Source organism: Stenotrophomonas sp. GD04054 (genome assembly GCF_029836955.1).
GTDB lineage: Bacteria > Pseudomonadota > Gammaproteobacteria > Xanthomonadales > Xanthomonadaceae > Stenotrophomonas > Stenotrophomonas maltophilia_A.
On the sequence record NZ_JAOECR010000016.1, the window covers coordinates 57,656 to 78,242 of the forward strand.

General features: G+C 65.5%; 33 protein-coding genes. 15 read left to right on the top strand and 18 right to left on the bottom strand.

What is annotated here, in order from left to right; all coding sequences use genetic code 11:
- Positions 1 to 3 precede the first annotated feature (3 nt).
- The 13 genes from N7573_RS09970 to N7573_RS10030 form a co-directional block, all read right to left on the bottom strand.
- The gene (locus tag N7573_RS09970; RefSeq protein WP_279912422.1) at positions 4 to 852 is read right to left on the bottom strand and encodes a hypothetical protein; all 849 of its coding nucleotides are present in this window, start codon (positions 850 to 852) and stop codon (positions 4 to 6) included.
- Positions 852 to 1,565 carry a hypothetical protein gene (locus N7573_RS09975; protein WP_279912421.1) on the bottom strand — a complete coding sequence of 238 codons (714 nt, stop codon included), beginning with the start codon at positions 1,563 to 1,565 and terminating at the stop codon, positions 852 to 854. Before N7573_RS09975 ends, N7573_RS09970 begins: the two co-directional genes overlap by 1 nt.
- An 82-nt stretch (positions 1,566 to 1,647) precedes the next feature.
- A complete protein-coding gene (locus N7573_RS09980) occupies positions 1,648 to 2,016 on the bottom strand; it encodes a hypothetical protein (protein WP_279912420.1) in 369 nt (122 codons plus the stop codon).
- Positions 2,016 to 2,348, bottom strand: coding sequence for a Lar family restriction alleviation protein (locus N7573_RS09985; protein ID WP_279912419.1), 333 nt, complete (start codon positions 2,346 to 2,348; stop codon positions 2,016 to 2,018). Before N7573_RS09985 ends, N7573_RS09980 begins: the two co-directional genes overlap by 1 nt.
- Positions 2,345 to 2,854, bottom strand: coding sequence for a hypothetical protein (locus N7573_RS09990; RefSeq protein WP_279912418.1), 510 nt, complete (start codon positions 2,852 to 2,854; stop codon positions 2,345 to 2,347). Before N7573_RS09990 ends, N7573_RS09985 begins: the two co-directional genes overlap by 4 nt.
- Positions 2,838 to 3,212, bottom strand: coding sequence for a Ref family recombination enhancement nuclease (locus tag N7573_RS09995; protein WP_279912417.1), 375 nt, complete (start codon positions 3,210 to 3,212; stop codon positions 2,838 to 2,840). Before N7573_RS09995 ends, N7573_RS09990 begins: the two co-directional genes overlap by 17 nt.
- Positions 3,212 to 3,502 carry a hypothetical protein gene (locus N7573_RS10000; protein WP_279912416.1) on the bottom strand — a complete coding sequence of 97 codons (291 nt, stop codon included), beginning with the start codon at positions 3,500 to 3,502 and terminating at the stop codon, positions 3,212 to 3,214. The genes N7573_RS09995 and N7573_RS10000 overlap by 1 nt, the downstream gene beginning before the upstream one ends.
- Entirely contained in the window at positions 3,502 to 3,720 is a 219-nt protein-coding gene (locus N7573_RS10005; RefSeq protein ID WP_279912415.1) for a hypothetical protein, read from the bottom strand. Before N7573_RS10005 ends, N7573_RS10000 begins: the two co-directional genes overlap by 1 nt.
- Before the next feature lie 320 nt (positions 3,721 to 4,040).
- Positions 4,041 to 4,646, bottom strand: coding sequence for a hypothetical protein (locus N7573_RS10010; protein WP_279912414.1), 606 nt, complete (start codon positions 4,644 to 4,646; stop codon positions 4,041 to 4,043).
- Complete coding sequence (locus tag N7573_RS10015) at positions 4,612 to 5,487, bottom strand: helix-turn-helix domain-containing protein (RefSeq protein WP_279912413.1); 876 nt, start codon at positions 5,485 to 5,487, stop codon at positions 4,612 to 4,614. The genes N7573_RS10010 and N7573_RS10015 overlap by 35 nt, the downstream gene beginning before the upstream one ends.
- Positions 5,488 to 5,509: 22 nt before the next feature.
- A complete protein-coding gene (locus N7573_RS10020; protein ID WP_343238884.1) occupies positions 5,510 to 5,830 on the bottom strand; it encodes a winged helix-turn-helix domain-containing protein in 321 nt (106 codons plus the stop codon).
- Positions 5,827 to 6,270, bottom strand: a complete 444-nt coding sequence (locus N7573_RS10025) for a phage regulatory CII family protein (protein ID WP_279912412.1) — start codon at positions 6,268 to 6,270, stop codon at positions 5,827 to 5,829. Before N7573_RS10025 ends, N7573_RS10020 begins: the two co-directional genes overlap by 4 nt.
- A gap of 207 nt (positions 6,271 to 6,477) precedes the next feature.
- A complete protein-coding gene (locus N7573_RS10030; protein WP_279912411.1) occupies positions 6,478 to 6,960 on the bottom strand; it encodes a hypothetical protein in 483 nt (160 codons plus the stop codon).
- Between the two features lie 77 nt (positions 6,961 to 7,037).
- On the opposite strand from N7573_RS10030, the gene N7573_RS10035 reads away from it, so the two are divergent.
- Positions 7,038 to 7,721, top strand: coding sequence for a S24 family peptidase (locus N7573_RS10035; protein WP_279912410.1), 684 nt, complete (start codon positions 7,038 to 7,040; stop codon positions 7,719 to 7,721).
- 20 nt (positions 7,722 to 7,741) lie between these two features.
- On the opposite strand, the gene N7573_RS10040 is transcribed toward N7573_RS10035, so the two are convergent.
- Both N7573_RS10040 and N7573_RS10045 read right to left on the bottom strand, forming a co-directional pair.
- Complete coding sequence (locus tag N7573_RS10040; protein ID WP_279912409.1) at positions 7,742 to 8,173, bottom strand: hypothetical protein; 432 nt, start codon at positions 8,171 to 8,173, stop codon at positions 7,742 to 7,744.
- A gap of 88 nt (positions 8,174 to 8,261) precedes the next feature.
- Positions 8,262 to 8,447, bottom strand: coding sequence for a hypothetical protein (locus tag N7573_RS10045; protein WP_279912408.1), 186 nt, complete (start codon positions 8,445 to 8,447; stop codon positions 8,262 to 8,264).
- Here N7573_RS10045 and N7573_RS10050 point away from each other — a divergent pair.
- The 11 genes from N7573_RS10050 (at position 8,446) to N7573_RS10100 (ending at position 13,200) form a co-directional block, all read left to right on the top strand.
- On the top strand, positions 8,446 to 8,682 hold the full coding sequence (locus N7573_RS10050) for a hypothetical protein (RefSeq protein WP_279912407.1): 237 nt from the start codon (positions 8,446 to 8,448) through the stop codon (positions 8,680 to 8,682). The genes N7573_RS10045 and N7573_RS10050 overlap by 2 nt on opposite strands.
- Positions 8,679 to 8,894, top strand: a complete 216-nt coding sequence (locus N7573_RS10055; protein WP_032129802.1) for a hypothetical protein — start codon at positions 8,679 to 8,681, stop codon at positions 8,892 to 8,894. The genes N7573_RS10050 and N7573_RS10055 overlap by 4 nt, the downstream gene beginning before the upstream one ends.
- The gene (locus tag N7573_RS10060; protein ID WP_279912406.1) at positions 8,891 to 9,226 is read left to right on the top strand and encodes a hypothetical protein; all 336 of its coding nucleotides are present in this window, start codon (positions 8,891 to 8,893) and stop codon (positions 9,224 to 9,226) included. The genes N7573_RS10055 and N7573_RS10060 overlap by 4 nt, the downstream gene beginning before the upstream one ends.
- Entirely contained in the window at positions 9,223 to 9,717 is a 495-nt protein-coding gene (locus tag N7573_RS10065; protein ID WP_279912405.1) for a hypothetical protein, read from the top strand. Before N7573_RS10060 ends, N7573_RS10065 begins: the two co-directional genes overlap by 4 nt.
- 109 nt (positions 9,718 to 9,826) lie before the next feature.
- Positions 9,827 to 10,069: a hypothetical protein gene (locus tag N7573_RS10070; protein ID WP_279912404.1), complete on the top strand. Its 243-nt coding sequence runs from the start codon at positions 9,827 to 9,829 to the stop codon at positions 10,067 to 10,069.
- 77 nt (positions 10,070 to 10,146) lie between these two features.
- Positions 10,147 to 10,359: a hypothetical protein gene (locus N7573_RS10075; RefSeq protein ID WP_279912403.1), complete on the top strand. Its 213-nt coding sequence runs from the start codon at positions 10,147 to 10,149 to the stop codon at positions 10,357 to 10,359.
- The gene (locus tag N7573_RS10080; protein ID WP_279912402.1) at positions 10,356 to 11,258 is read left to right on the top strand and encodes a hypothetical protein; all 903 of its coding nucleotides are present in this window, start codon (positions 10,356 to 10,358) and stop codon (positions 11,256 to 11,258) included. The genes N7573_RS10075 and N7573_RS10080 overlap by 4 nt, the downstream gene beginning before the upstream one ends.
- Positions 11,255 to 11,626 carry a hypothetical protein gene (locus tag N7573_RS10085; RefSeq protein WP_279912401.1) on the top strand — a complete coding sequence of 124 codons (372 nt, stop codon included), beginning with the start codon at positions 11,255 to 11,257 and terminating at the stop codon, positions 11,624 to 11,626. The genes N7573_RS10080 and N7573_RS10085 overlap by 4 nt, the downstream gene beginning before the upstream one ends.
- Positions 11,619 to 12,311: a hypothetical protein gene (locus tag N7573_RS10090; protein ID WP_279912400.1), complete on the top strand. Its 693-nt coding sequence runs from the start codon at positions 11,619 to 11,621 to the stop codon at positions 12,309 to 12,311. Before N7573_RS10085 ends, N7573_RS10090 begins: the two co-directional genes overlap by 8 nt.
- Positions 12,308 to 12,895 carry a hypothetical protein gene (locus N7573_RS10095; protein ID WP_279912399.1) on the top strand — a complete coding sequence of 196 codons (588 nt, stop codon included), beginning with the start codon at positions 12,308 to 12,310 and terminating at the stop codon, positions 12,893 to 12,895. Before N7573_RS10090 ends, N7573_RS10095 begins: the two co-directional genes overlap by 4 nt.
- The gene (locus tag N7573_RS10100) at positions 12,892 to 13,200 is read left to right on the top strand and encodes a hypothetical protein (RefSeq protein ID WP_279912398.1); all 309 of its coding nucleotides are present in this window, start codon (positions 12,892 to 12,894) and stop codon (positions 13,198 to 13,200) included. The genes N7573_RS10095 and N7573_RS10100 overlap by 4 nt, the downstream gene beginning before the upstream one ends.
- 195 nt (positions 13,201 to 13,395) lie before the next feature.
- Here N7573_RS10100 and N7573_RS10105 read toward each other — a convergent pair whose 3' ends face one another.
- Positions 13,396 to 14,358, bottom strand: coding sequence for a site-specific integrase (locus N7573_RS10105; RefSeq protein ID WP_279912397.1), 963 nt, complete (start codon positions 14,356 to 14,358; stop codon positions 13,396 to 13,398).
- 146 nt (positions 14,359 to 14,504) lie between these two features.
- Here N7573_RS10105 and N7573_RS10110 point away from each other — a divergent pair, with 146 nt between their 5' ends.
- Both N7573_RS10110 and N7573_RS10115 read left to right on the top strand, forming a co-directional pair.
- Entirely contained in the window at positions 14,505 to 15,146 is a 642-nt protein-coding gene (locus N7573_RS10110; protein ID WP_279943144.1) for a GNAT family protein, read from the top strand.
- Positions 15,147 to 15,261: 115 nt separating this feature from the next.
- A complete protein-coding gene (locus tag N7573_RS10115; RefSeq protein WP_279912395.1) occupies positions 15,262 to 16,698 on the top strand; it encodes a GGDEF domain-containing protein in 1,437 nt (478 codons plus the stop codon).
- On the opposite strand, the gene N7573_RS10120 is transcribed toward N7573_RS10115, so the two are convergent.
- Together N7573_RS10120 and N7573_RS10125 are read right to left on the bottom strand one after the other, a co-directional pair.
- Positions 16,695 to 18,521, bottom strand: a complete 1,827-nt coding sequence (locus N7573_RS10120) for a methyl-accepting chemotaxis protein (RefSeq protein ID WP_279912394.1) — start codon at positions 18,519 to 18,521, stop codon at positions 16,695 to 16,697. The genes N7573_RS10115 and N7573_RS10120 overlap by 4 nt on opposite strands.
- Positions 18,522 to 18,776: 255 nt before the next feature.
- Positions 18,777 to 19,379 (bottom strand): GNAT family N-acetyltransferase, encoded by a 603-nt coding sequence (locus N7573_RS10125; RefSeq protein WP_229655231.1) that lies wholly within the window; start codon positions 19,377 to 19,379, stop codon positions 18,777 to 18,779.
- A gap of 95 nt (positions 19,380 to 19,474) precedes the next feature.
- Between N7573_RS10125 and N7573_RS10130 the strand changes: the two genes are divergently transcribed.
- Entirely contained in the window at positions 19,475 to 20,563 is a 1,089-nt protein-coding gene (locus tag N7573_RS10130) for a DUF5694 domain-containing protein (RefSeq protein WP_279912393.1), read from the top strand.
- The last annotated feature ends 24 nt before the right edge of the window (positions 20,564 to 20,587 follow it).

A 20,587-nucleotide genomic window follows, 5' to 3' on the forward strand; every position in this document is an offset into this window, starting at 1 on the left:
CACTCACAATCGCCATAGCTGGCCCGCAGATCGAACGGCCGTTATCAGCGATACCGGAGCTACTGAAGAGGAACCTATGGCTGATGCACCCCCTAAGAAGCCCAGCAGCCTCATGCGGTGCTTCTCATCTAACGCGATGTAATCCGCGACCTGCTTGGCGCCGATCAAAAAATAGGAGGGAATAAAGGTCCGCGCTGACTCGCCCTGGTTTGGAATTGGAAACACCATCCCGCTAGCTAGCGTCTCCGCATGATACAGCGCGCGTTCCAGCAACCAAGGCGTGAGGAACTTTGTCCGAATAATCGCGCCATGCTGGTCATTCAGATCGATCAAGCGGCGAGCGATCTCCCACACCGCTTCCTGATCCTCACGCATCTTCTCGACACGCTTCACAACCATCGCCCACGCCAAGTTAAGCTTCTCGCGGTCGCCCTGCGACTGGATGGCCGTCTTTCCAGTCGCATCCAACGCTTCCAGATAGGCCTCTTTGGCCTCTACTAGAGCATCACAATAGAGCCTAATCCTCGAGAAGACGGCGGAGGCATCGCGAATTATCGCCGTAATACTTGCAGCTGCAGCAAGTTCGAGGTCGAGGCGTTTTACATGACGGAAAGCGGTGATGGATGCGATTGCAACCAAGAGGCCAGCCGCCGCGATGGTAGCCTCCGTCTTGCTACCCAATACATCCAGCAGTTCATAGAGCCGCAATGGCCTCACCCCGAACCAGTGCTCCCAGTTCAGATAGCACAAGATCGCAGCCATCAAGACCACGATTGGCCTCCTGGCAAAGACCCACATGGCCCCTGTAAGCATGAACACCGCCAAGCTGCGGCGGTTAATCCTGGTATCCATCAGGCTGCAGCTCCATCCCCTCTGTCGAGGGCAATCATAAGCGCCCAAGCGGCCTCCTGCTCCGCTTCGGTCATCCTCTGCAGTAGCCACTCGTAGACCCCGCGCCACTTCGCACGGTAGGTGGACTCATCTCGGCCAATGGCGGCAGCTCGACGGCGGTCGCTGACCGGGCCCAGCCCCGATCCACTGCATACCTTGCACGGCACCAGCAGCTCGCCCAGCACCAGCATCGCCTGGCCCCTGCCCTCACAGGCCGCGCAATGTGGCCGCTTGGCAATCTCGCTGATCACCGCCGCCGCCAGTGTCGGCAATGACTCCAGGGTGCTGATCGGCCAGCACCCCGCCTTCACCCGGCCCAGCCGCTGCTGGGCTGCGTCTCGGTTGGCCCGCTGCTCCGCCGTCGCCGCGCCGCCCCAGCCGATGCACACCTCGGCCAGGCCCAGATCCGTGCGCGCCTCAGCCAGCCGCCGCTGCTGCCGCTGCAGCTCAGGGGTCACCAGCGCAATCACCGCATCACGCAGCTTGTGCCGGCGCAGTGCGGCGGCGTCCGGCCACCAGCACGCCTCCAGCAGCTCCCGGCCCAGCCCGGCCGGCACCATCCCCAGCGCCGCCGCAATGTCCTGGTTCGTCAGGTCCGGCTTCCCACCGCCCCGGCCGATATCGAACTTCACCGTGGTCGGCCCCAGCCGCCCCATCGCCTCACGTGGATTCATGCCCCTTCCCCTGTCGTTGAGTGGCCGGCCGCTGCCGGCCCGCCCGGATCGCGGTTGTGGTGGTGATCGGCGGGTTGCTGGCTCATGCGACCTCCGGTCGAGCGGGGAGAAAGGCTGCCTTGATCTTCGGCAGCACCCCGTCCAAGTACGCCTCCGACCAGTTGTACCCGCGCGGGTTGATCTCGCTCGAAACCGGATAGGCGCAGCCAGCTACCATGCGCAGCAGCTCCGCCGGCACCAGCACGTAGCCCTCGGGCGGCGTGAGGGCCGCAGCCTCCCGACCGCTTCCAGTTTCGAACCCGAAGCGCAGCAGCTGGTCGATGACGCGCAGCTCAAACTCGTAGCTCTCCAGGTCCTCACCCTCCCGGACGTTCTCGGCTTCCTGGTGGTGGCCCCACTCGTCCAGGCAACTGGCCAGCAGTTCCTGCGCCCGCCTCTCGATGGCGTCCATCAACGCACCTCCGGGCCGGCCGGCTCGGCCGCATAGTGCGTGATCGCAGTGTTGCCACCGCGCCAGCTGCCGAACACAGGCCGCTTGCTCACCGAGTCCCACAGCATCAGCCGCCGACCGTCCTGCGGCGCATCCACGATTGATCGCCAGTTCACGGCAGTGCCGGATCGCAGGTTCCATGCCTGCGCCTGGGGCGCGCGGCAGCCACAGTTGCCGCATTCGATCCACTCGCTGTAGCCCTCGTCGCCATCTGACGACACAACCACATCGTTCTGCTCTGCAACATTCTTCGATGCGCAGAAGGGGCACGGCTTGAGGTCCAGGTCGGTCATGCTCGCTGCTCCCAGCTGGCCGTCAGGCGCTGCACCTGCCCGCCGCGTGCCTCGAACTGCTCCACCGTCTCGGCCGGCCGCTGGCCGTCCTTCTCCTTGCCCCACGCCTTGGCCGGTGCCAGGTCCGCCAGCAGCCCCACGCGCGACCGGTTGATGGTCATCTTGTCCACCCGTGGCGCCTTCGGCTGTGCGCCATTCTTCGCACGGTAGGCGCGGCCACGTTCGATGCGGCGATCGCGAAGTTCTTCAGCCGTTGCCTTCTGGAAACGCATGCCCCTACCGCTGTAGCGATACGCTGCCGTCGCCCGGTGGCCCGTCTTTATCAGATACCCGCAATTCACCAGGTACTTCAGCTGGTCGCGCACGGTGTTGCGCTCGGCGCTGAGGTGCGCGCCGGACAGCCCCAGCACCTCAAACAGCTGCGCGTGGCCAATCGCTTCAGATTTGCGCGCCTCGAATACGCCGCGCACCCTATCTGCCATGCCGGTGTTAGCCATTGGTGCCATTCCTCAGTTCGTTGACGTACGTCTGGTTTGAAATCAGCTCGTCATCCGAGCCGTATGTCTCGTGGAAGGTCCTCGAGCCATCCATCAGGCTCGGGCCGTAGATCTGGCGCATCGTTGCGAAGGTGTTCCCCTCCAGCGGATGCCGCATGTGGTGCCACTTGCAGAGGCCATAGCCCTCCGCGTGGCCCCGCCGCACGTTCCCGCTCTTGGCGTGGTTGTAGTCGCAGCCGTAGACGACCAGCTCCGGCTCCAGGAGCTCCTGCATCTGCAGCGCCAAGCAGGCCATGCATGGGCCGGTCTTGGCCAGCTCTATACGGGCGGCCTCTTCCTTCGTCGGCGGCGGTGCCTTCGACCACATCAGCGCGCCTCCTCCACCGCTGCGCGGTGCTGGCAAACCCGGCGGTAGTAGCCGATGCCGGCATGTGGCCCCTCCCACTCTTCCGGCATGTCGAAGCTCATCTGCATCTTCTTGGCGCACGGGTTGTACGACCGGGGTGCATGCCCCGTGCTGGTCCAGAACCTGAAGTGCTTGCAGTCCTCGCAGCTCGGCACGCCATCAAGGTCCTTGGCTTTCTGAGTGCGCCGGCGAACAAGCTCCTCAAGGAGCTCGTCGGGCGTGAACTGCTGAAGCAGCGCTCTCCCCTTCATCAGCGCGCGCCCGGATCGGCCAGCCACCAGCCGTGCTGCCAGGCCTCCGCCTTTTCGCTCAGCGGCCCCGCCCTGCGGTTGGCACCGTCCTCCGTCTCGCATTCGATCCAGACCAGGTGCGGGTTGTCGCTCAGGCGAAGCCCATTGAGCCGCGCCGAGTACCCAGCGTTGATCTCCTTGGCGAACTTGCTGCGTGTGCTGTACTTGGTGAAGTCCATCAGCGTCTGTTCCTCGTGGTGCTGCGGCGTGCCGCGCTCAGTTCCTGGTCCCGCATATCCCATCCGCCCTGCCAGCGGCGTCGACGCGTCACTCCGTCCTGTCCCATCTCGTACCGCGGTGCCGATTCCCGACTGCGGCAGGCATCTCGCGCCCAGCGACCGGCCTGCTCCGCCTGGGCCAGCTCGGCCTCAGTCACCATCGGTATCGATCCAGTTCCGGATGAACCAACGCACGTTGCATGGCCGCCAGTTCACCGCCAGGGCTATCTCTGCAACGCTGCAGCGCTCGGAGTGGAGTAGCCGCACTGTGTCGTGCTTGCTCATTCGCCCTCCCCGAACCCGAGGTCTGCTGCAGCGCGCGCCATGGCCGCGCGTGCGGCTTCGCGATCGCGCACCGGGTGCACGCCGTGCTTCTCCTGCTCGATGGCCAGCACCGGCTGCGGCAGCGGCTTCCCGTCGACCACGTGCTGGACAGCGCGCGTGTAGGCCTCTTCCAGCATCCGGCGCTGCTGCGATCCGTGGTCAGCGCTGGCGTAGACGTGAAGGTCCAGCAGCGAACGCACCAGCACCGTGAAACCGCTCTGCGGCCGGCCCGGCGCCATCTCGCGTTCCACAGCAGCCATGACAGGGATGTCCAGGCACATCGTCAGGAACCTCGGCGGGTTCGGCGGCCATTCCCGGCCCTCGGTCAGGCAGCAGGCCATGCCGCGCGCGTGCTGCGCCCGGCTGCGGCCCTTCAGCACCTGGAACCACGTGCCGGCCGCGATGGTCAGGCTGCCGTCCTTCTTCACCGGCGCCGCGCCGTTCTCGCGCTCCCACTTGCCCGGGAACATGGCCGTCATCTGCTTCCAAAACTCCCACAGGTAGGCCGTTGCCTGGTCGCTCACCGCCTCAGCCGACGACGGCAAACTCCGCGTCGACGACATCCCCTCGCTCGACCCCAGCGCCGCCACCGTGGCCACTGCCTCTGCGTTGGGCGTAGAACTGCTGCTCGAGATGCTCGGTGCGGTCGGCAGAACCGTGTTGAGGGCTTGCATGGGTTGCTCCTGCGGATGGCTGGGCGACAGGGATCACGGGCAGCGACAGGCCGGCGGCCATCGTCTGCTTCAGGGATTCGTTGGGGTCGTGGCCGGCGGCGATCAGGTCCAGCAGCTGCTGGCGGACCTGCAGCCAACCCTGGACCGACAGCGGGCGGCGGATCGCGGCGCGGTGCCGGACGAACCGGGTCAGCTGCTCGCGGTCGACGGCGGTCGGCGTGCTGCCGAAACCGGCCAGCTCGCGCTCGACCTGCTCGACGGTCAGCGCCAGCGGATCGGCCTCGCGCTCACACTCGCGGTGTGAGGGTTGCTCTTGGTTGCTTTTGGTTGCTCTTGGTTCGGGTGCAATAGCTGTTGCACCCTTTTCGACGCTGTTTTGCACCCTTTCCTGCGTCGTTTTGCACCCTTTAGTGGCCTGTTTTGCACCCTTTGCAAAGGGTGCAATATCTGCACCCTTCATCCATTCAGGGTTGATCCGGTACTGCCTGGTCCGGCCACCTTCACCGAACCCGCTACGACGGCCACCGATGCCGGCATTCACCAGCACCAGCCACCCGGATTGCTCCATGCGGCGCAACTGGTACTGCACCGAACGCTCCGACTGCCGGGTCTTCTCGGCCAGCCGCGCAATCGACGGAAAGATGTGCGTACCGTCGTCGTGCGCGTGGTCGGCCAGCGCCAGCGCGAGCAGCATCTCGCCGCCGCCGTTCGGGTAGCGGTCGAAGACCATGCCTGTAACTCGTGCGCTCACGTCAGATCCCCAGCGACAGGTTCTGGCCCGGAGCTACCGGCCACCAGGTGCATGCCGTGCGTCCGCTAACCGTGCACGGCTTGTTGGGGCCGCGCCACACGCGGCCGGCCTTAATCAGCTCAGGCAGACGGCGGGCCAGCATGTAGCGGTCCAAGCCGGTGGCCTGCGCCAGCTCTTTGCTGGTCATGCCAGGGTTGTCCGTCACAGCCTTGACGCTCTGGTCGTGCTGGTGCGCCTGCAGGCCGCTGGCGACCACGTAGTGCGCCGCGTCGTGGCTGGTGCTCAGGTCGCTGGCTCGCGCCGGATGGTTGATCGTGTTCATGCGCCACCCCGCTCGGCCGCAGCCTCTGCGTGCTGGCTCACCTGCACCAGCCTGGCCATCACCGCCGCGCATCCGCGTGCGATCGCGTCAGCCTCGTTCGGCGAGATCCGCCCGTCATCCAGTGCTGACGAAACCAACTCGGCCAGATCGCCCTTCGCGGCCGCCGCCTGCAGCAGCGAGCTGATCAGCGAACCCGATTCCGGGGCATCGCTCCGCTGCGCTACGAAGCCGTGCTGCGCACACAGCGCGTGCAGGATGCGGAAGTCACCGGTGCGCGCCATCAGCGCGTCCGCTTCCTGCAGGCTCAGCAGGTTGCGGTCGGTGTTCGGATTGACCTTGCCGCGAAGGACCGCGGCTGACATGCCCAGTCTGGGCGCCAAAGCCTCACTGCCACCAGGGTACTGGTGGACCGTGTCGTAAGCGGCATCGGTGACATTCATGGGATAGGGACTCGAATGGATACGTGGGCACAGCGGCGGCGCAACATGTGCGCCATGGACATCAACTACTCATGGATGGCAGGCGCCTACGGCGCCCGGAGCGCGTTTCCTGCGCTACCGGAGACCAAGGTCTTCACCAACACACCCCACTGTTGGAAGGCCAGCAGCCGGCGATGGATCGCCAGTCGTCGCTTCAGCGCGCGCATGTCAGGCAACCTCCAGGGGGGCGTAACGGTTCTCGTCGGGGTCATGCGGCTCGGGCTGCGCCTGCGGCTGTTCTTGGACGCCCAGCAGGCGCTGGATCTGAGGCAGCGCCGGCAATGCATCCTCTTCCGACCAGCCCTCAACCTGTTCGATCGGCAGCTTCAGCACCTTGGCCAGCTGCTTGTCCGTGGACAGGCCCAGCCGGGCGCGCAGCACGCGCTTGCTCATGCGGCTGTCGATAAGCGCAGCCATTTCGGCGACTCGACTCGGCTGCTGTTCGTCCGCTGGCCAGATATCCGGACGCAGATCGGTGAGACCCACACGCCCCCCGCTCTGAACGTGGAGCTGGCGAACCAGTGCCCCGCCAAAGCGCTGCCCCTTGCTGAGCGCCTTCCGCAGGTATCCGAGTGTCGTTCCCGCACGACGAGCAAAATCCGCCTGATCGAGCGGAGAGAGGGTCTTCAAGTAGGTGCGCAGCGTCTCCATATGGGGCAAATTACCATATGGTAAATCTAAGTCAATACCGTTTGGTAAATTACCCTTCGGTAACCGAAACTTCGCCCATGAAGACCGACACCCCTACAGTTGCCACCCGTCGTCGGCGCCTGCGCGAATGGATCGATGCGCGCCACCAGGGTAGTCAAGCTGCTTTCGTGGCTGCGACTGGCATCAACCAAGGTGAGCTGTCGCTTCTACTGAAGGACAAGTCTTTCGGCGAGAAGAAGGCCGCCGCCATTGAGCTTGCGGCCGACATGCCGGCTGGCTACCTAAGCGGCGACGTGGCGCCGGTGCAAGCCGTCTCATTGCCTGCGATACAGAGCGATTACGTTCGCGTCGAACAGATCGACGCGGAGGCGCAGATGGGGAACGTAGGCCGGATCAATGAGGATTTCCCCGAGGTCATCCGAGCGATGGACTTCGCTCCCGCGTACATCCGATCTGTGATCGGTTTCCTGCCACCACCTGGACGGCTGAAGCTGGTGACAGGCGTCGGTGACTCGATGTCCCCGAAGATCAAACCGGGAGAGATGGTCCTGGTGGACACCGGTTGCATGGAGTTCGTGGGCGATGGCCTGTATCTGATCAACACCGGACAAGGCCAGCAGATCAAGGCTCTCCAGTCGCAACCAGACGGCATTTGGGCGCGCAGCTACGATCCAGTTCTGTATCCACCGTTCCGACTCACCGATGACTCAATCATCGGCGGCCGTGTGCACCTGATCCAGCATTTGGAGCGCGTGGCATAAGCGCTACGCGCCTTGATCCCTCACTCCTCTCGGGTGAGGCGCAGATTGAAATCCGATGGCGTCGTAACGCGGTACGACTGGCGATCTCCAGCCGATAGCGTGAGATTCTGCGAGGTGGAAATGTTCGCGCATAACCCTCCGCCGGTCGACAGTTTGAGGAAGTAGGAGCCTGGGGCAACGTGGAGCGTCGCGGCCTCTGACTGCCTGAGCGACATGATCTTCACGTTGTTCAAAGAGATGTCGTGGGAGCAACCCGATCCGAGCATCCCCTTGTCGCGTGCGACAAAAATCGTCGCGGTGCGCTCAGGGGATGCTGACAGGTAGCTCGTCTCATAGATTCGATCGGGCGGCACGGGCTTCGCTGTTGTGTCCGTAACCGGCACCGTTGAGCAGGCCGCCAACGCCCCGGAAAGCAGTACCGACGCCCAGGACACAAGAGATCGAATTGCCATACACCCTCCCCTTCTGATGTGGACAGTCTACCTGCACGCGTTGCTGAACGGCTTCATAAAAATATTACCTTTCGGTATTGTTTGAAAATTACTGTTTGGTAATCTGTCGACAGCCGCCCACGAAGCCTCCCAGCAGAGGCAGGGCGCCGGAGACCAACATGCGCACCGCAAACCGGCCCCTCTGGGCCACCCTCGGCCCAATCGCCGCCGCCTTCGCGGCCGCGTTCGGCGAGGCCTTCAGCAGCTGCGTCAGCAGCAGGAAGGCCTGAGCCATGGCCGCGATCACCACCACCAGCCGCGGCGCAGCCCGCGTCGAATCCCGGCCCCGCGCCGGGACCGTTGTCGTCCAGGTCGGCGATGCCACACTGCTCAGCCTGACCTCGGCCGAGGCACGCGAACTGGCCGAACACCTGGCCGAATGCGCCGACGCGATCGACGAAGGCGCGACCGAGGTCGCCACCATAGCTCGCAGCAAGCCGCTGTCCCTGCAGCAGGCGGTGGCCGCATGAGCGCCGCCCTCGCCCACCACTCCAACGCTCAGCGCGCCGCTGCTGCCGCCGGCATCGTCGCCCGCGCCGGCCGCCGCTGGGGCCTCCTCCCCAACCAAGTCATCGCAGCCGCCAGCTATGCCGCCAATGCCGTCCTGCGGCAGGGCAAGAGCGCTGCAGGTGCTGTCGCCGCCGCTCGTCGCGCAGCGCGCGCACAGGCAGGTGCTGCATGAGCCGTCAGTATCGCGACGACCACCCTGCTCTGGACACTCATCTCTCGGCTCTGGAAGGCGCGGCAATGGACGCGTTTGACGCCGGCTGGGACGCATACCCGCCAGGTGCGCGCTGCATCGTTCGCTCGCAACGCTATGGCCACCCACCGGTCGAACGCGAGGCTTTGATCGTTGGCACCACTGTCCACCTGCACCTCACCGTCAACGGAAAGCCGTGGGCGTCAATCAATGTGCGCACGAAGAACCTGAAAACCGGCAAGTACCGAGTTTTCTATCCCTCGGTCGAAGTCGACGGCAAGCCCAGCATCCGCGTCAAAGGCGGTGCCGCATGAGCTTCTACAAGACCAACGACCCAGCCGTGCTGGCCGCGTACGAACAGGAGCGCTCCGAAAAAGCGCTGCTGCAGACCGAGGTCGATGCCTTCGCCGCCCGCTTCGGCGGCAAGGGTCTGGTCTACGCAGACCCCGCGCGCCTGGCCGGCATCAAATTCACCCCAGCCAAGCCTCGCGACCTGTGGCGTGCGCCCGACGGCAATGGCTTGCAGTGGCCGCGCAGCTCTCCGCTCAAAGGCGCAACCGCAGAAACCAAGGCGGCGCTCAAGGCGCTACAGGCCGAGTGGAACCAGCATTTGCCGACTCGAAAGATCGACACCAATGCCGTCATTCGTGCGCTGGGGTTCAGCAGCAGCTGTGACTTCTTTTTCGAGGGTCTGACGCTGTTCCGCTCGAACGGCTTCGTCTACGCGTCCACCAGCAAGGCCATGCCGCGCATGACCGAGATCCTGGGCAGCGAGTACGAACAAGCCAAGGCGGCGCGCGCATGACCGACCCCGACTTCTTCGCCGCCATGGCCGTCGGCATCCCGCCCATCACCCCGCCCGTCGGCCCGGCGCCGGTGCCGGCCGAGCCCTCCGCCGAACAGGAGACCGAGTAATGCGCCACCTGGCCCTGCCCTTCTTCTGCGCCGTCGTCGTCGGCCTGCTCCTCGCACTGCTCCCTTGGGCACTGCGCAGCCACGTCGATGCCGTCGCCCTCGCCTGCGCCATCGGCGCCGTGTTCTTCGCATGGCGCGGCTGGGAAGACCTCCAGACCACCTGGCCAGCCTTCAAGGCCGAAATGCAGCGCCGCACCGCCGAGCGGCAGCGCGCGCCGCTGGCCGCTGACGACACCCACTGAGCAACCGCCCGCCCGGGTGACCGGGCTCCGCGCCGGCCGGACTTCCACTCGCCGGTAACCCATTCCAGGAGTCCAGCGTGCGTAACCAGCTCGACATCTTCGATCACGACCCAGCCCGCATGGCCGCAGCCAATCGAGCCGCAGCCGACCACGCGCTGCACGACGTGCAGTTCACCGAGGCAGAGCGAGAGGCCCGTGCCGCTCACTACCTTGGCGAGGCCGAACGCTGGGACAACCTCGCCGCGCACAGCGCGCGCGCCATCACCGAACGCAAGGAGCAGCTCGCATGACCACCCACAACAAGACCCTGGCGGACGTGCGGCCCGGTGGGAGGGTGAGGCTGGGGGATGCCCCTTGGCCGGAGATCGACGCCATTCTGGCTGATGCGTATTCCGCAGGCGCAACAGGTCTGCCGTTCGAAGGCATCGCACGCCGCCATGCCGTGCGTGCAGCCATCGCCGCCCTCTCCTCCCAGCCCTCCCCGGGTGGTCAGGGGGATGCGCTGCGCGTGATCGCAGAGAGGCTACGTGGAGCGGGAGCGAGTCTTCCGGCACCGCCGATCACCGGCACCATTGAGGGAAGCATGGTCACCGGCCTGAGCATTGCGCTTGCGCTGGTGGAAGAAGCACTCGCCGCCCGCCAACCGTCCAAGCAACCGGATAGCGTTGCTCTGGGCGAAGCAACGGAATTCTGCATCGAGAAGGGCGGACGACAGTCGGTGGGGGAGCCGATAGCGTTCGTTTCGTCGGACATGCTCGTATCGCTTCTGAAAGTGCGGTCACACAACTGGATGCCCGAGGTGTGGGCACTCCCGAATGGCACGGACAGCGTGCCGCTCTACGCCGTCCTGCCCGCGCAGCAGCTTGCCCAGGTCTATCTGGACGGCTTGGATCGCGCACTCGGCGAGGCCATTGACCAGCGCGACCGCTACCACGAAGTAGCCGACGATCTGGCCGGCCACATTGCAGCTATCACCGGCGTGGATATCGGCGAGCACAGCAGCGCCAACTGCCCCTGGCAGAACGCCATCGAGGCGGCCGAGGAGTACAAGCCCGCGCAGGCCGTGGACCTGGATGCCATCCGCGATGCCGTGTGTGGGATCGCCCTCGTTTTCGACGGCGACCTCCCCTTCATCAAGGGCATTGCGGAAGCGCTGGCCTTGATCGACGGCAAGGCGGTGGGCAAATGAGCTGGTTCAGCCGCAAGAGCAAGGCTCCCGAGTCGCTGGATGAGGCGATCAAAAGGGCTAAGGCCAACGTAAGCGCGCACCTGCACACTCTACCCATCGATGTGGTGGAGCACGTCACCGAGTATCGGGACGGCAGACGCGACTGGCGGAATGAAACCAACGGTCACCACAGCATGCGCATGTGGCTGCAGACGCTCAAAGACCTTCGGGGCCGAGTTGACTATCTGGAGCAGGCTGAGGCGAAGCGGAATCAGATCGCCGCCCACCTGGGGCTGCCGGCAGCCAGCCTTGATATGGATGGCCTATTGCGCCTTCTGCATGAGGCCGACACCCACGCAGCAAGCGAGCCGGAGCCGACCCATGTCTGACCAGCTGCTCACCGCTGCAATGGTCCACGTGTTCGACCAGCGCGAACGCGTGATGCATCGGGAGATCGGAATGGATCTCGCAGAGCGTGTCGTCCTCGACCTGCTGGAAAACGGCTGGTCGCGCCAGTCGCTGCGGAAGCATGAGACGGCTGGGTCGACCACGTGCGGCACCGCCTTCTACCTGCTGCGGGAAGGCGGCATCGCCGTTGCCTACTTCCCCATTGCCGAGTTCACTGACGCGAACGGCCGCGGACTTTTCTTCGCCATCCGCGACTTTTTCCCTCCCGTCCACAAGTCGGCACACGGCGATGTCGATAGCCTGGAGCCTTTCGCGGTGGGTGACCAGGTTCTCTCGATGGACCGCCATCTGGATGGCTCGTGGCACTACGAAGACGAAGTGCGGGCCAGTGAGTGGCGTCGTTTGATCCCTATTTTCACTGTCGTTTTGGTGCAGCCACGCGCCGGGCACCACACGCAGTTCGGTGGCCGCGACTACTACCAGGTCAAGGTCAAGGACCGGGTGGGCGGTGGTGGTGGCTACCACGACCTTGTGCCCATCGCCGGCCGACCGTGGCAGATGCGTGGCGAGGGTGAGTGCCTGATCCGCGTGAGGCCCGCGCCTTTGGCCGTCGCTGCCCCACCCTCGCCGCCGGCACTGCCGGCCCAACTGGACCTGTTCGTATGACCGCACCACTGCCCATTTCCCCGGCCACCGTTGTGGAGGCCACCAAGGCATCATCGCCTGTCGCTGCGGTCGTCGCTGCCATGCGGCGTGTCGATCCCGCCGGCGGCGCCGTTGCCGCCAACCAGGTCCGCGCGTGGGCCGACACCTTGATGACCGCGCTCTACTCCGCGCAGCCTGTCCGCTGGGAGTATCGCAACAAGAAGGACGTGAGTCCGGGTTGCTGGGTCCAAGCCGACGCTGGGCACGTCTACGCCGCCCACCAGCGTGGGCTCGTTGTCCGCGCCCTATTCGAGACACCGCGCGTACTCCAGCCGGAGAAGCTGCACGAATTCCGGGGGCGAGTATGCGTCCGATGCGGCGACAGCGAGGATTGGGCCGGGCCGGATTGTGAGCCACTGATCCAGAAAGTCGACCCCCGAACCCGGCTCCCGGTAGAGGCGAGCTGGCTCCTTGAGCCGCTGAAGTGGATACGCGACGCCGGGCCCATGCCGATCAGCACGCACGAACGCCGCCGCAGGGCCACCGAAGCCACCTTCCTGATCGAAAAGCTCGAAGCCCACATCGAGGAGTGCAACAAGCCATGACCCAGGAACATATCAGCCACCCGGAAGGGTTGCCGAACTGCGCCGTCGGACACCGCGCGCGCCACATCCACGACAAGCGCTGCGCCTCGGCCGGCGGTGGTCACCTGGTCGAGTGCGCCTGCAGGTCGACCAGCAAGCATGCCGATCCGGATAAGGCCATTGCTGCATGGAGCCGCCTGAACCGCCCACCGCGCAGCGCGCGCTCGGTCGCTGCGCCTGCGGCGACCGACAACGTGCTGCAGTTCCAGCTCGGCCTGGCCGAGCGCAAACCCAAGACCCAGCGCGCGGCGCTGGCGTCGATCTGACGGAGGGAATCATGGGGGCTGCCGAGAACATCCCATTCGAGCTGCGAGCCATCGGTGCCGAAGAAGTCGGCACCCTGCTCGGCCTGGCTGCGCGAACGGTGCTGGAGACCGTCGCTTGCAGGCCAGACTTCCCCGTCCGGATCAGCATGCGCCCGGCCACATGGATTGCCGGTGAGGTGCTGGCGTGGCGCCAAGCTAACCGAGCCGGTCAGCCAGCTCGTCGGCGTCGGTCTGGTAGTAAATCAAGAGGCTCTTCAGGTCCCGGTGGCCAATGACCCGGGCCAGCTCCATCACATCCAGCTTTTTCGATAGCCGCCAGATCGCCTCTGCGCGGCTGTCGTGGAAGTGCAGGTTCTCGATCTGAGCTGCATCCCGCGCACGGCGGAACAGCGTGTCTCGCGTGCCGGGGTCCAGATCGAAAACACTATCTGCATCCTGCGGCAGAAGGCTGATGATCTCTCGCGCGCGGGCTGACATTGGCACACGGCGAACGTCGCCGTTCTTGGTCTTCGGCAAGGTTACGGATTTCGCGGACACATCGGTCCACTTCATGCCCAAGATCTCGCCAGCGCGCATGGCCGTCTCCAGGGCGAACATGAAGCACAACGCGACCCGGTGCTGAGCCGTCTCCGGCGCGCCGCCGTCGTATCCCAGCGCCAGCGTCAGCCGGTCGATCTCCTCCTGGGCCACCCTGCGCTTCCGGCTCGCCGGCGCCTGCGGCCGGTCAACGTCCTTGATCGGGTCACCGTTCAGCCACCCCCAATCCTTCCGGCAGGATTTGAACACCGACTGCAGCAGGTTCATCTCGCGCCGGACGGAGGCGGGCGCGACCTGGCCCAAGCGGCGCTCGCGCCATTCGGCCAGGTGGATTGGCCGCAGAGCGGGCAGACGTACGAGCGCCAGGGGATCCCGCTCCAGCAGTCCCAGCCGGGCCAGCTCCCACCGCGCACCCTTGTGCTTAGGAGCCACCTCATCGGCATAGCGGCGCAGGGCGTCCTTCACGGTATTCTCTGGGAGGCGTGCACCCGTCAGCTCGGCTTCGCGCATCAGCGCCCACTGGACCGCCTGCGCCTTCGTGGGGAGGGTGTTCGACTCGCGTCGACCGTCCTTGTAGATCTCGGCACGCCAGGAGGTGCCGCGTCGTTGGATAGATGCCATGCCGCCAATGTTCGGCGTAATTCTGGCGTAACGCTATCGGGCAGGCACGGGCCAACACGTGATTAGAGCAATTCGCGCAGCGCGCGCAAGCCACTGAATCCGTTGGATATAGTCCCCATTCGGTGCTTAGCGGGATTGAGCGGGAAATGTGCCGTAGTGCCTTTCACCGGCACCACTGCATCAAAGGCCAGGTCCCCGACCTGGCCTTTTGCATTTTCAGGACCGGAGCGCCGACACTGGCGACGATGCCAACGCCCGCCCTGCCCACGCTCCCCGCCACCCTGCCCGCACGGCTGCGTCCACTGCACGTGGATGATGCTGCCGCCTGGGCCGGCTATCTCTCGCTGCCGGGCGTGACCGAGCACACCAGCTGGGGCGACGTTTCCGAAAGAGCACTGCGCTGCCAGATCGCCGGTTACCTGCCCACGGCAACGGACCAGCGCTGGGCGCTGGTGGGCGCCGACAGCCAGCTGATCGGCACCGTTGGCCTGAACGGAATCGACCTGTCGCATGGCCGCGGCGAACTTGCCTATGATCTCGATCCGCGCAGGCAGGGTCAGGGACTGGCCACGCACGCAGCACGCGCGGTGCTCGAATGGGGCCATGCCGCACTCGCTCTGGTCCGAATCCAGGCGACTGTCCTGGACAGCAACGCCCGCTCGATCGCCGTGCTGGAACGCCTCGGCATGCAGCGCGAAGGCCTGCTGCGCGCTTACCGGCGGGTTCGAGGACAGCCCCGTGACTTCTGGATGTACGCCCGCGTCGAAGGCTCCGCGTCACCATGCTGAAACACAACTGCGACTTCCGGCAAGCTTTGGAATAGACGCAGCGCACACTTTTCTTGCAAGCCACACGTGCTTCTGCCTATCGTGATCCCAGCCGGAGCTGGGGGCGGGGGAATGCATGACGTTGCGTGCGGCACTGTTTTTTCTGGTCACGCACGCGCTCGTCATTGCCTTTGTTGGCCCGCAGGACCCGGTCGGCTCCTACCTGATGCTGATCACTGCGCCGTTGCTGGCTGCACTGGCCTGCGTGCGGCGTGCGCGTGACAGCCGCCAGGCGGCCTGCAAATGGCGGACGCTGGGCGCTGCCGTGGGCCTGTTCTCGCTGGCCCTGCTCGCCCTGCTGTACCGCAATGTGGCCGGCCTCGATCCTGCGCAGATGACCGTGTCTTCGCTGATCCTGTACGTGTTCTACCGCATCCCCCTGACCTACGTGGCCGCCAGCCCGGGCGGCGGCAACCGCTGCATCCGCGCGGTGGACCTGCTGATCATCGCGCTGCTGTGGGCGTTGTACCTCGGGCACACGCGGGCGATGGCGCATTTCAACGCCGCATTGTGGACGCAGTGCCTGAACGCCATGAGCAACCTACAGAACAGCCTGGTGTTCTGCTTCGCGCTGATCCGCTTCCTGGCCGAGGACAATCCCGATCGCCGCGATTTCTTCCGGACACTTGCGATCTACGCGCTGGGCTACTTCCTGCTGGCGTTCTACATCAACACCTGCCAGCCGCAGCTGCCTGACGGCAACTGGGGGGACCTGCTGATCAGCGGACTGTTCGTGATGCTAGCCGTCATGGCCGCCAGCAAGCGCCGCTATCCGGCGGTGGACGTATCGCGCAGCCTGCGCCGCATCGTCGACGCCGGCGTGCCGTTGATGCTGCCCTTGCTGCTGATGATGGTGGCGCTGCTGGTCGCGCGCCTGCAGCCCACCCTGGCCACGGTGGGCTTCATTGGTGCCATGCTCGGCTATGCCCTGCGCAGCGTGCTGAGCCAGGTGGAGATCCAGCGCCAGCGCGATGAGCTGGAAACGCTGGCGCGGCGCGATCCGCTGACTGGGCTGGGCAACCGCCGCAGCTTCGACGAATCTCTTGGCAATGCCCGTGGCCGCGCACGCCGCCAGGGACTCGGGCTGGCGGTACTGATGATCGACATCGACCACTTCAAACGGCTCAATGACACCTATGGCCATCCGGAGGGCGATCGTCGCCTGCAGTCGGTCGCCGCCATTCTTGATGGCTGCCTGCAGCGAGGTGACGATCTGCTGGCGCGCTATGGCGGCGAAGAGTTCATCGCCGCCCTGCCCTCGCCCGATGCCGCCCACGCACTGGGCCTGGGCGAACGGCTGCGCGCTTCGGTCGAAGCCGCAGCCCTGCCCGCCCCCGAGGCCACCGTCACCATCAGCATCGGCGTGGCCTGGCAGGCACCCGGCGAAGACCGCGATCCGCGCGACCTGGTCGAACGCGCCGACCAGGCCCTGTATCGCGCCAAACATGCCGGTCGCAACTGCGTACGCGTCGACACCGATAGCAAGGAAAACCCGTCCGGTCGCCGCGCCTAGACCGCGTGCAGCCCCGCTGTTCCGTGCCGGTGCCCGGCCCCGCCCTGCACGCGGAAACTGGCCACGGTCTGCAGCAGCTGCGCCGACTGCTCTTCCATGCTGCGCGCCGCCGCCGACGCCTCCTCGACCAGGGCCGCGTTCTGCTGGGTGCCCTGATCGATCAGGTCGACCGCATGATTCATCTGCTGGATATCGTCGCTCTGCTGCTGCGAGGCCGTGCTGATTTCAGTCATCAGGTCACTGACCCGGCGCACGTTGGTCACGATTTCATCCATGGTACGGCCCGCGCTTTCAACCTGCGCCGTGCCGGCGCCCACATTGGCAACCGACTCATCGATCAGGTGCTTGATCTCCTTGGCTGCGCTGGCCGAACGCTGCGACAGCTCGCGGATCTCAGTGGCAACCACGGCAAAGCCGCGGCCATGTTCACCGGCACGCGCAGCCTCCACCGCTGCGTTCAGCGCGAGAATGTTGGTCTGGAAGGCGATGCCGTCGATCACTCCGATGATGTCGACGATGCGCCGCGACGAGGCATTGATCACCGCCATCGTCTCGACCACTTCATGCACCACAGTGCCGCCTCGAGCGGCGACGTCGGCCGCTCCACCGGCCAGCTGGCTGGCCTGGCGCGCGTTGGTGGCCGTGCGCTGCACGGTCTCGGCCAGGCCTTTCATCGACACAGCGGTTTCCTCCAGCGAGGCCGCCTGCTGCTCGGTACGCTGCGAGAGGTCGCTGTTGCCCTGTGCGATTTCGGTCGCGCCGACTGCGATGGTGTCCGCGGCGAACTTGATCTGGCCGATGATCGCGGCCATCGCCTCGACCAGCGAATTCACGCCTTCGCACAGTTCGGCGATCGACCCGTTCTTGTCGGCGGTGGCCACGCGCTGGGTCAGATCGCCCTGCTTGGCGGCAGCCACCACCTCGCGGGTCTGCGCCACGGCGCGCTGCATGGCCTGGTTCTCGTGCACCTGCGCGGTGATGTCGGTGGCGTACTTGACGACCTTGAACGGCTTGCCATTGAGGTCCAGGATCGGGTTGTAGGATGCCTGGATCCAGACCTCGCGCCCGCCCTTGCCCAGGCGCCGATACTGGCCGGCGTCATATTCGCCGCGCCCGAGCTTCTCCCAGAACTGGCGGTACTCGACGCTGCTGCGATGCTCAGGCTCGACAAACAACGAATGGTGCTGCCCGCGCACTTCGTCCAGGCTGTAGCCGGTAGCGGCCAGGAAATTGTCATTGGCCGACAGGATGCGGCCATCCATGCTGAACTCGATCACCGCCTGCGATTTGGCGATCGCGGCCAGTTGCCCCGCCGAGTCGGCCGCCTGCAGCTTCTGCGCGGTGATGTCGGTCGCGAACTTGACCACCTTGTAAGGCCGCCCCTGGCGGTCCAGCACCGGGTTGTACGAAGCCTGGATCCAGATCTCGCGCTGACCTTTGCCGAAGCGGCGGTACTGTCCGGCGTCATATTCGCCACGCCCCAGGCGCACCCAGAAGTCGCGGTATTCCGCGCTGCGCGCCTGCTCGGGGTCGACGAACAGGGAGTGATGCTTGCCCTGGATCTCCTCCAGCCGGTAACCCATCGCCTGCAGGAAATTGTCATTGGCCCGCAGGATGGTGCCGTCGAGCGCGAACTCGATGACGGCCTGCACGCGATGCAGCGCGGCCACCTGCGCTTCCAGCTCGGTGCGGTCGGTCATCGCCGCCTCTGTGCTGGTGCGTTGCTGCGGCGCCAGCACGCCAAGCAGCGCACGCCACGGCGACCAACGGGTATGCAGCTCGGCCGGCGCATGCGCGCCTGCCGTGAAGCCTGGAATGAGCATTGTCTGATCCTCGGTGTCCGGTAAGCGGTTGTGACCCGACGGGCGGGATGCCCGGCGGCAACATCAGTTGCCAGGGACTACAGGTGCCAACGGGCACCTCTCGAGCGACTGCCAAGAACGTCTGCTGCGGGTGCGATCGGCATCTGGAAGCGGCGGAACACACTGCGCGGACCGCCCGTCGGGGGCAGCCTGGGGTCCTGCGGCGGGTGACTGGAGCGGGATCCAGAGGGAGTATCGGCGACGCCGTCGGCCGCTTTAGCGGGATTCCGCGACGTCCGTCGCAACTCTGTGCATTGCAGCCGGAATGCGGTAGACGATTGCCGTGTACTTCACGCCCTGCTCACGTGCCACAGCCTGCCCACCAAGGGACTCAGCCAGTGCACGGCTGGACCGGTTCCGTTCCGCCACCGGGTAGCGGAACGCAGCACAGCGCAGGCGCCCGGAGGCCGCCGACCACACCGCCGCCACTGCCTCGCGGCCATAGCCGTGCCCATGCATCACTTCTGCGATCCAGATGCCCAGTTCGGGTTCTGCTTCACGGGCTCGATGCAGGCCTGCCAGGCCAAGGAATACCCCATCCCCGCGCCTGCGGATCACCAACGTGATGTCGGTCCCGTCGGCGATGGTAAGCAGCCACGTCCGCCAGACGGCAGCAAACGCCTCCTTCGAGGGTGGCGGCTCAAACGCCATATAGCGGGTCAGCCCGGGTGTGATTGCCACAAATGCCTCGTCGGCGTCACCGGGCGTGAATGGCCGGAGGTGCAGCCGCGGACTGTCGATGGTCCAGTCGTCCAATGTCATCTTCTGCATCGCCTGGGCATTGCGTACAGCATCGCTCAGCAGAAGGATGCAGCTCAAGGCAGAAAGGTTTACATGACCAATGCGGGATTCCCCGGCAGGAGAAAATGACCAGCATGAAGGTCCCGCAGGATGCTTATCGACATGGAGATCGCATGCTCCCTCGCTTTGCCAGCCTTCTCTTCCTGGCCCTGTGCAGCAGCAGCGCGCTGGCCAACGACGCCGCCTATCGACCCGCCTTCCACCCCGACCAGCTGAAGGGACCACCCGCAGGACGCCCGAACGAAGTGCTGGTGCTGGGCAGCCCGCACCTGTCCAGCCTGCCGGAGACCTTCACGCCGGCGATGCTGGAACCTCTTCTGCAGCGCCTGGAAGCCTGGCGGCCCACCGCGATCGCGGTGGAGAACCTGTCCGGCCTGCAGTGTGACTTCATGCGCCGCAATCCGGCCCGATACGCGGAGAGCGTAGCGGACTACTGCGTCGATCCGGCACCGGCGCAGGCCGCCACCGGCCTGGACGTGCCCAGCGCCAACGTGGAGATGGAACGCCTGCTTGCGGATTGGCCGAAGGCGCCAACCGCTGCCCAGCGGCGCCGATTGGCCGCCGTGTTCCTGGCCGCGGGCGAAAGCAGCTCGGCAGTCGTCCAATGGCTGCGGCTGCCCAGGGAAGAGCGACGTGCTTCGGACAGCCTGACACCGGAACTGGTGCAGTTCCTCGACACGCGCATGGCCCGCCGCAACGAGGCCGGACTGGTGGCCGGCGTACTTGCGGCACGCCTGGGGCTGGAGCGCCTGTGGTCGGTCGACGACCACACTGCAGATTCGCCAACACCGGAATCGCAGCAGAAGGCCTACGCTGCCGCCATACGCGGTGCCTGGGACAATTCCTTCGTCAAAGCGCGCAGGGCGGCCGATGAACGACTGGAGGCCAATCTTGCTCAACCGGATGGATTGCTCGCAATGTATCGCGCCTACAACACGCCCGAGGCCGCGATGGTGGCCTTCAACAGCGATTTCGGCGCGACCCTCGTCGAGCCCTCGCCGGAAGGCTTCGGCCGCAACTACGTGGGCTACTGGGAAACCCGCAACCTGCGCATGGTCGCCAACATGCGCGACATCCTGGGCCAGCATCCAGGCACCCGCATGCTGACCATCGTCGGTGCCTCGCACAAGGGCTACTACGAGGCTTACCTTGATCTGATGCACGACGTGCAGCTGGTCAGTTCGGATGAAGTACTGCGTTGACGTCAAGCCGGTCGGCTGCGGTAT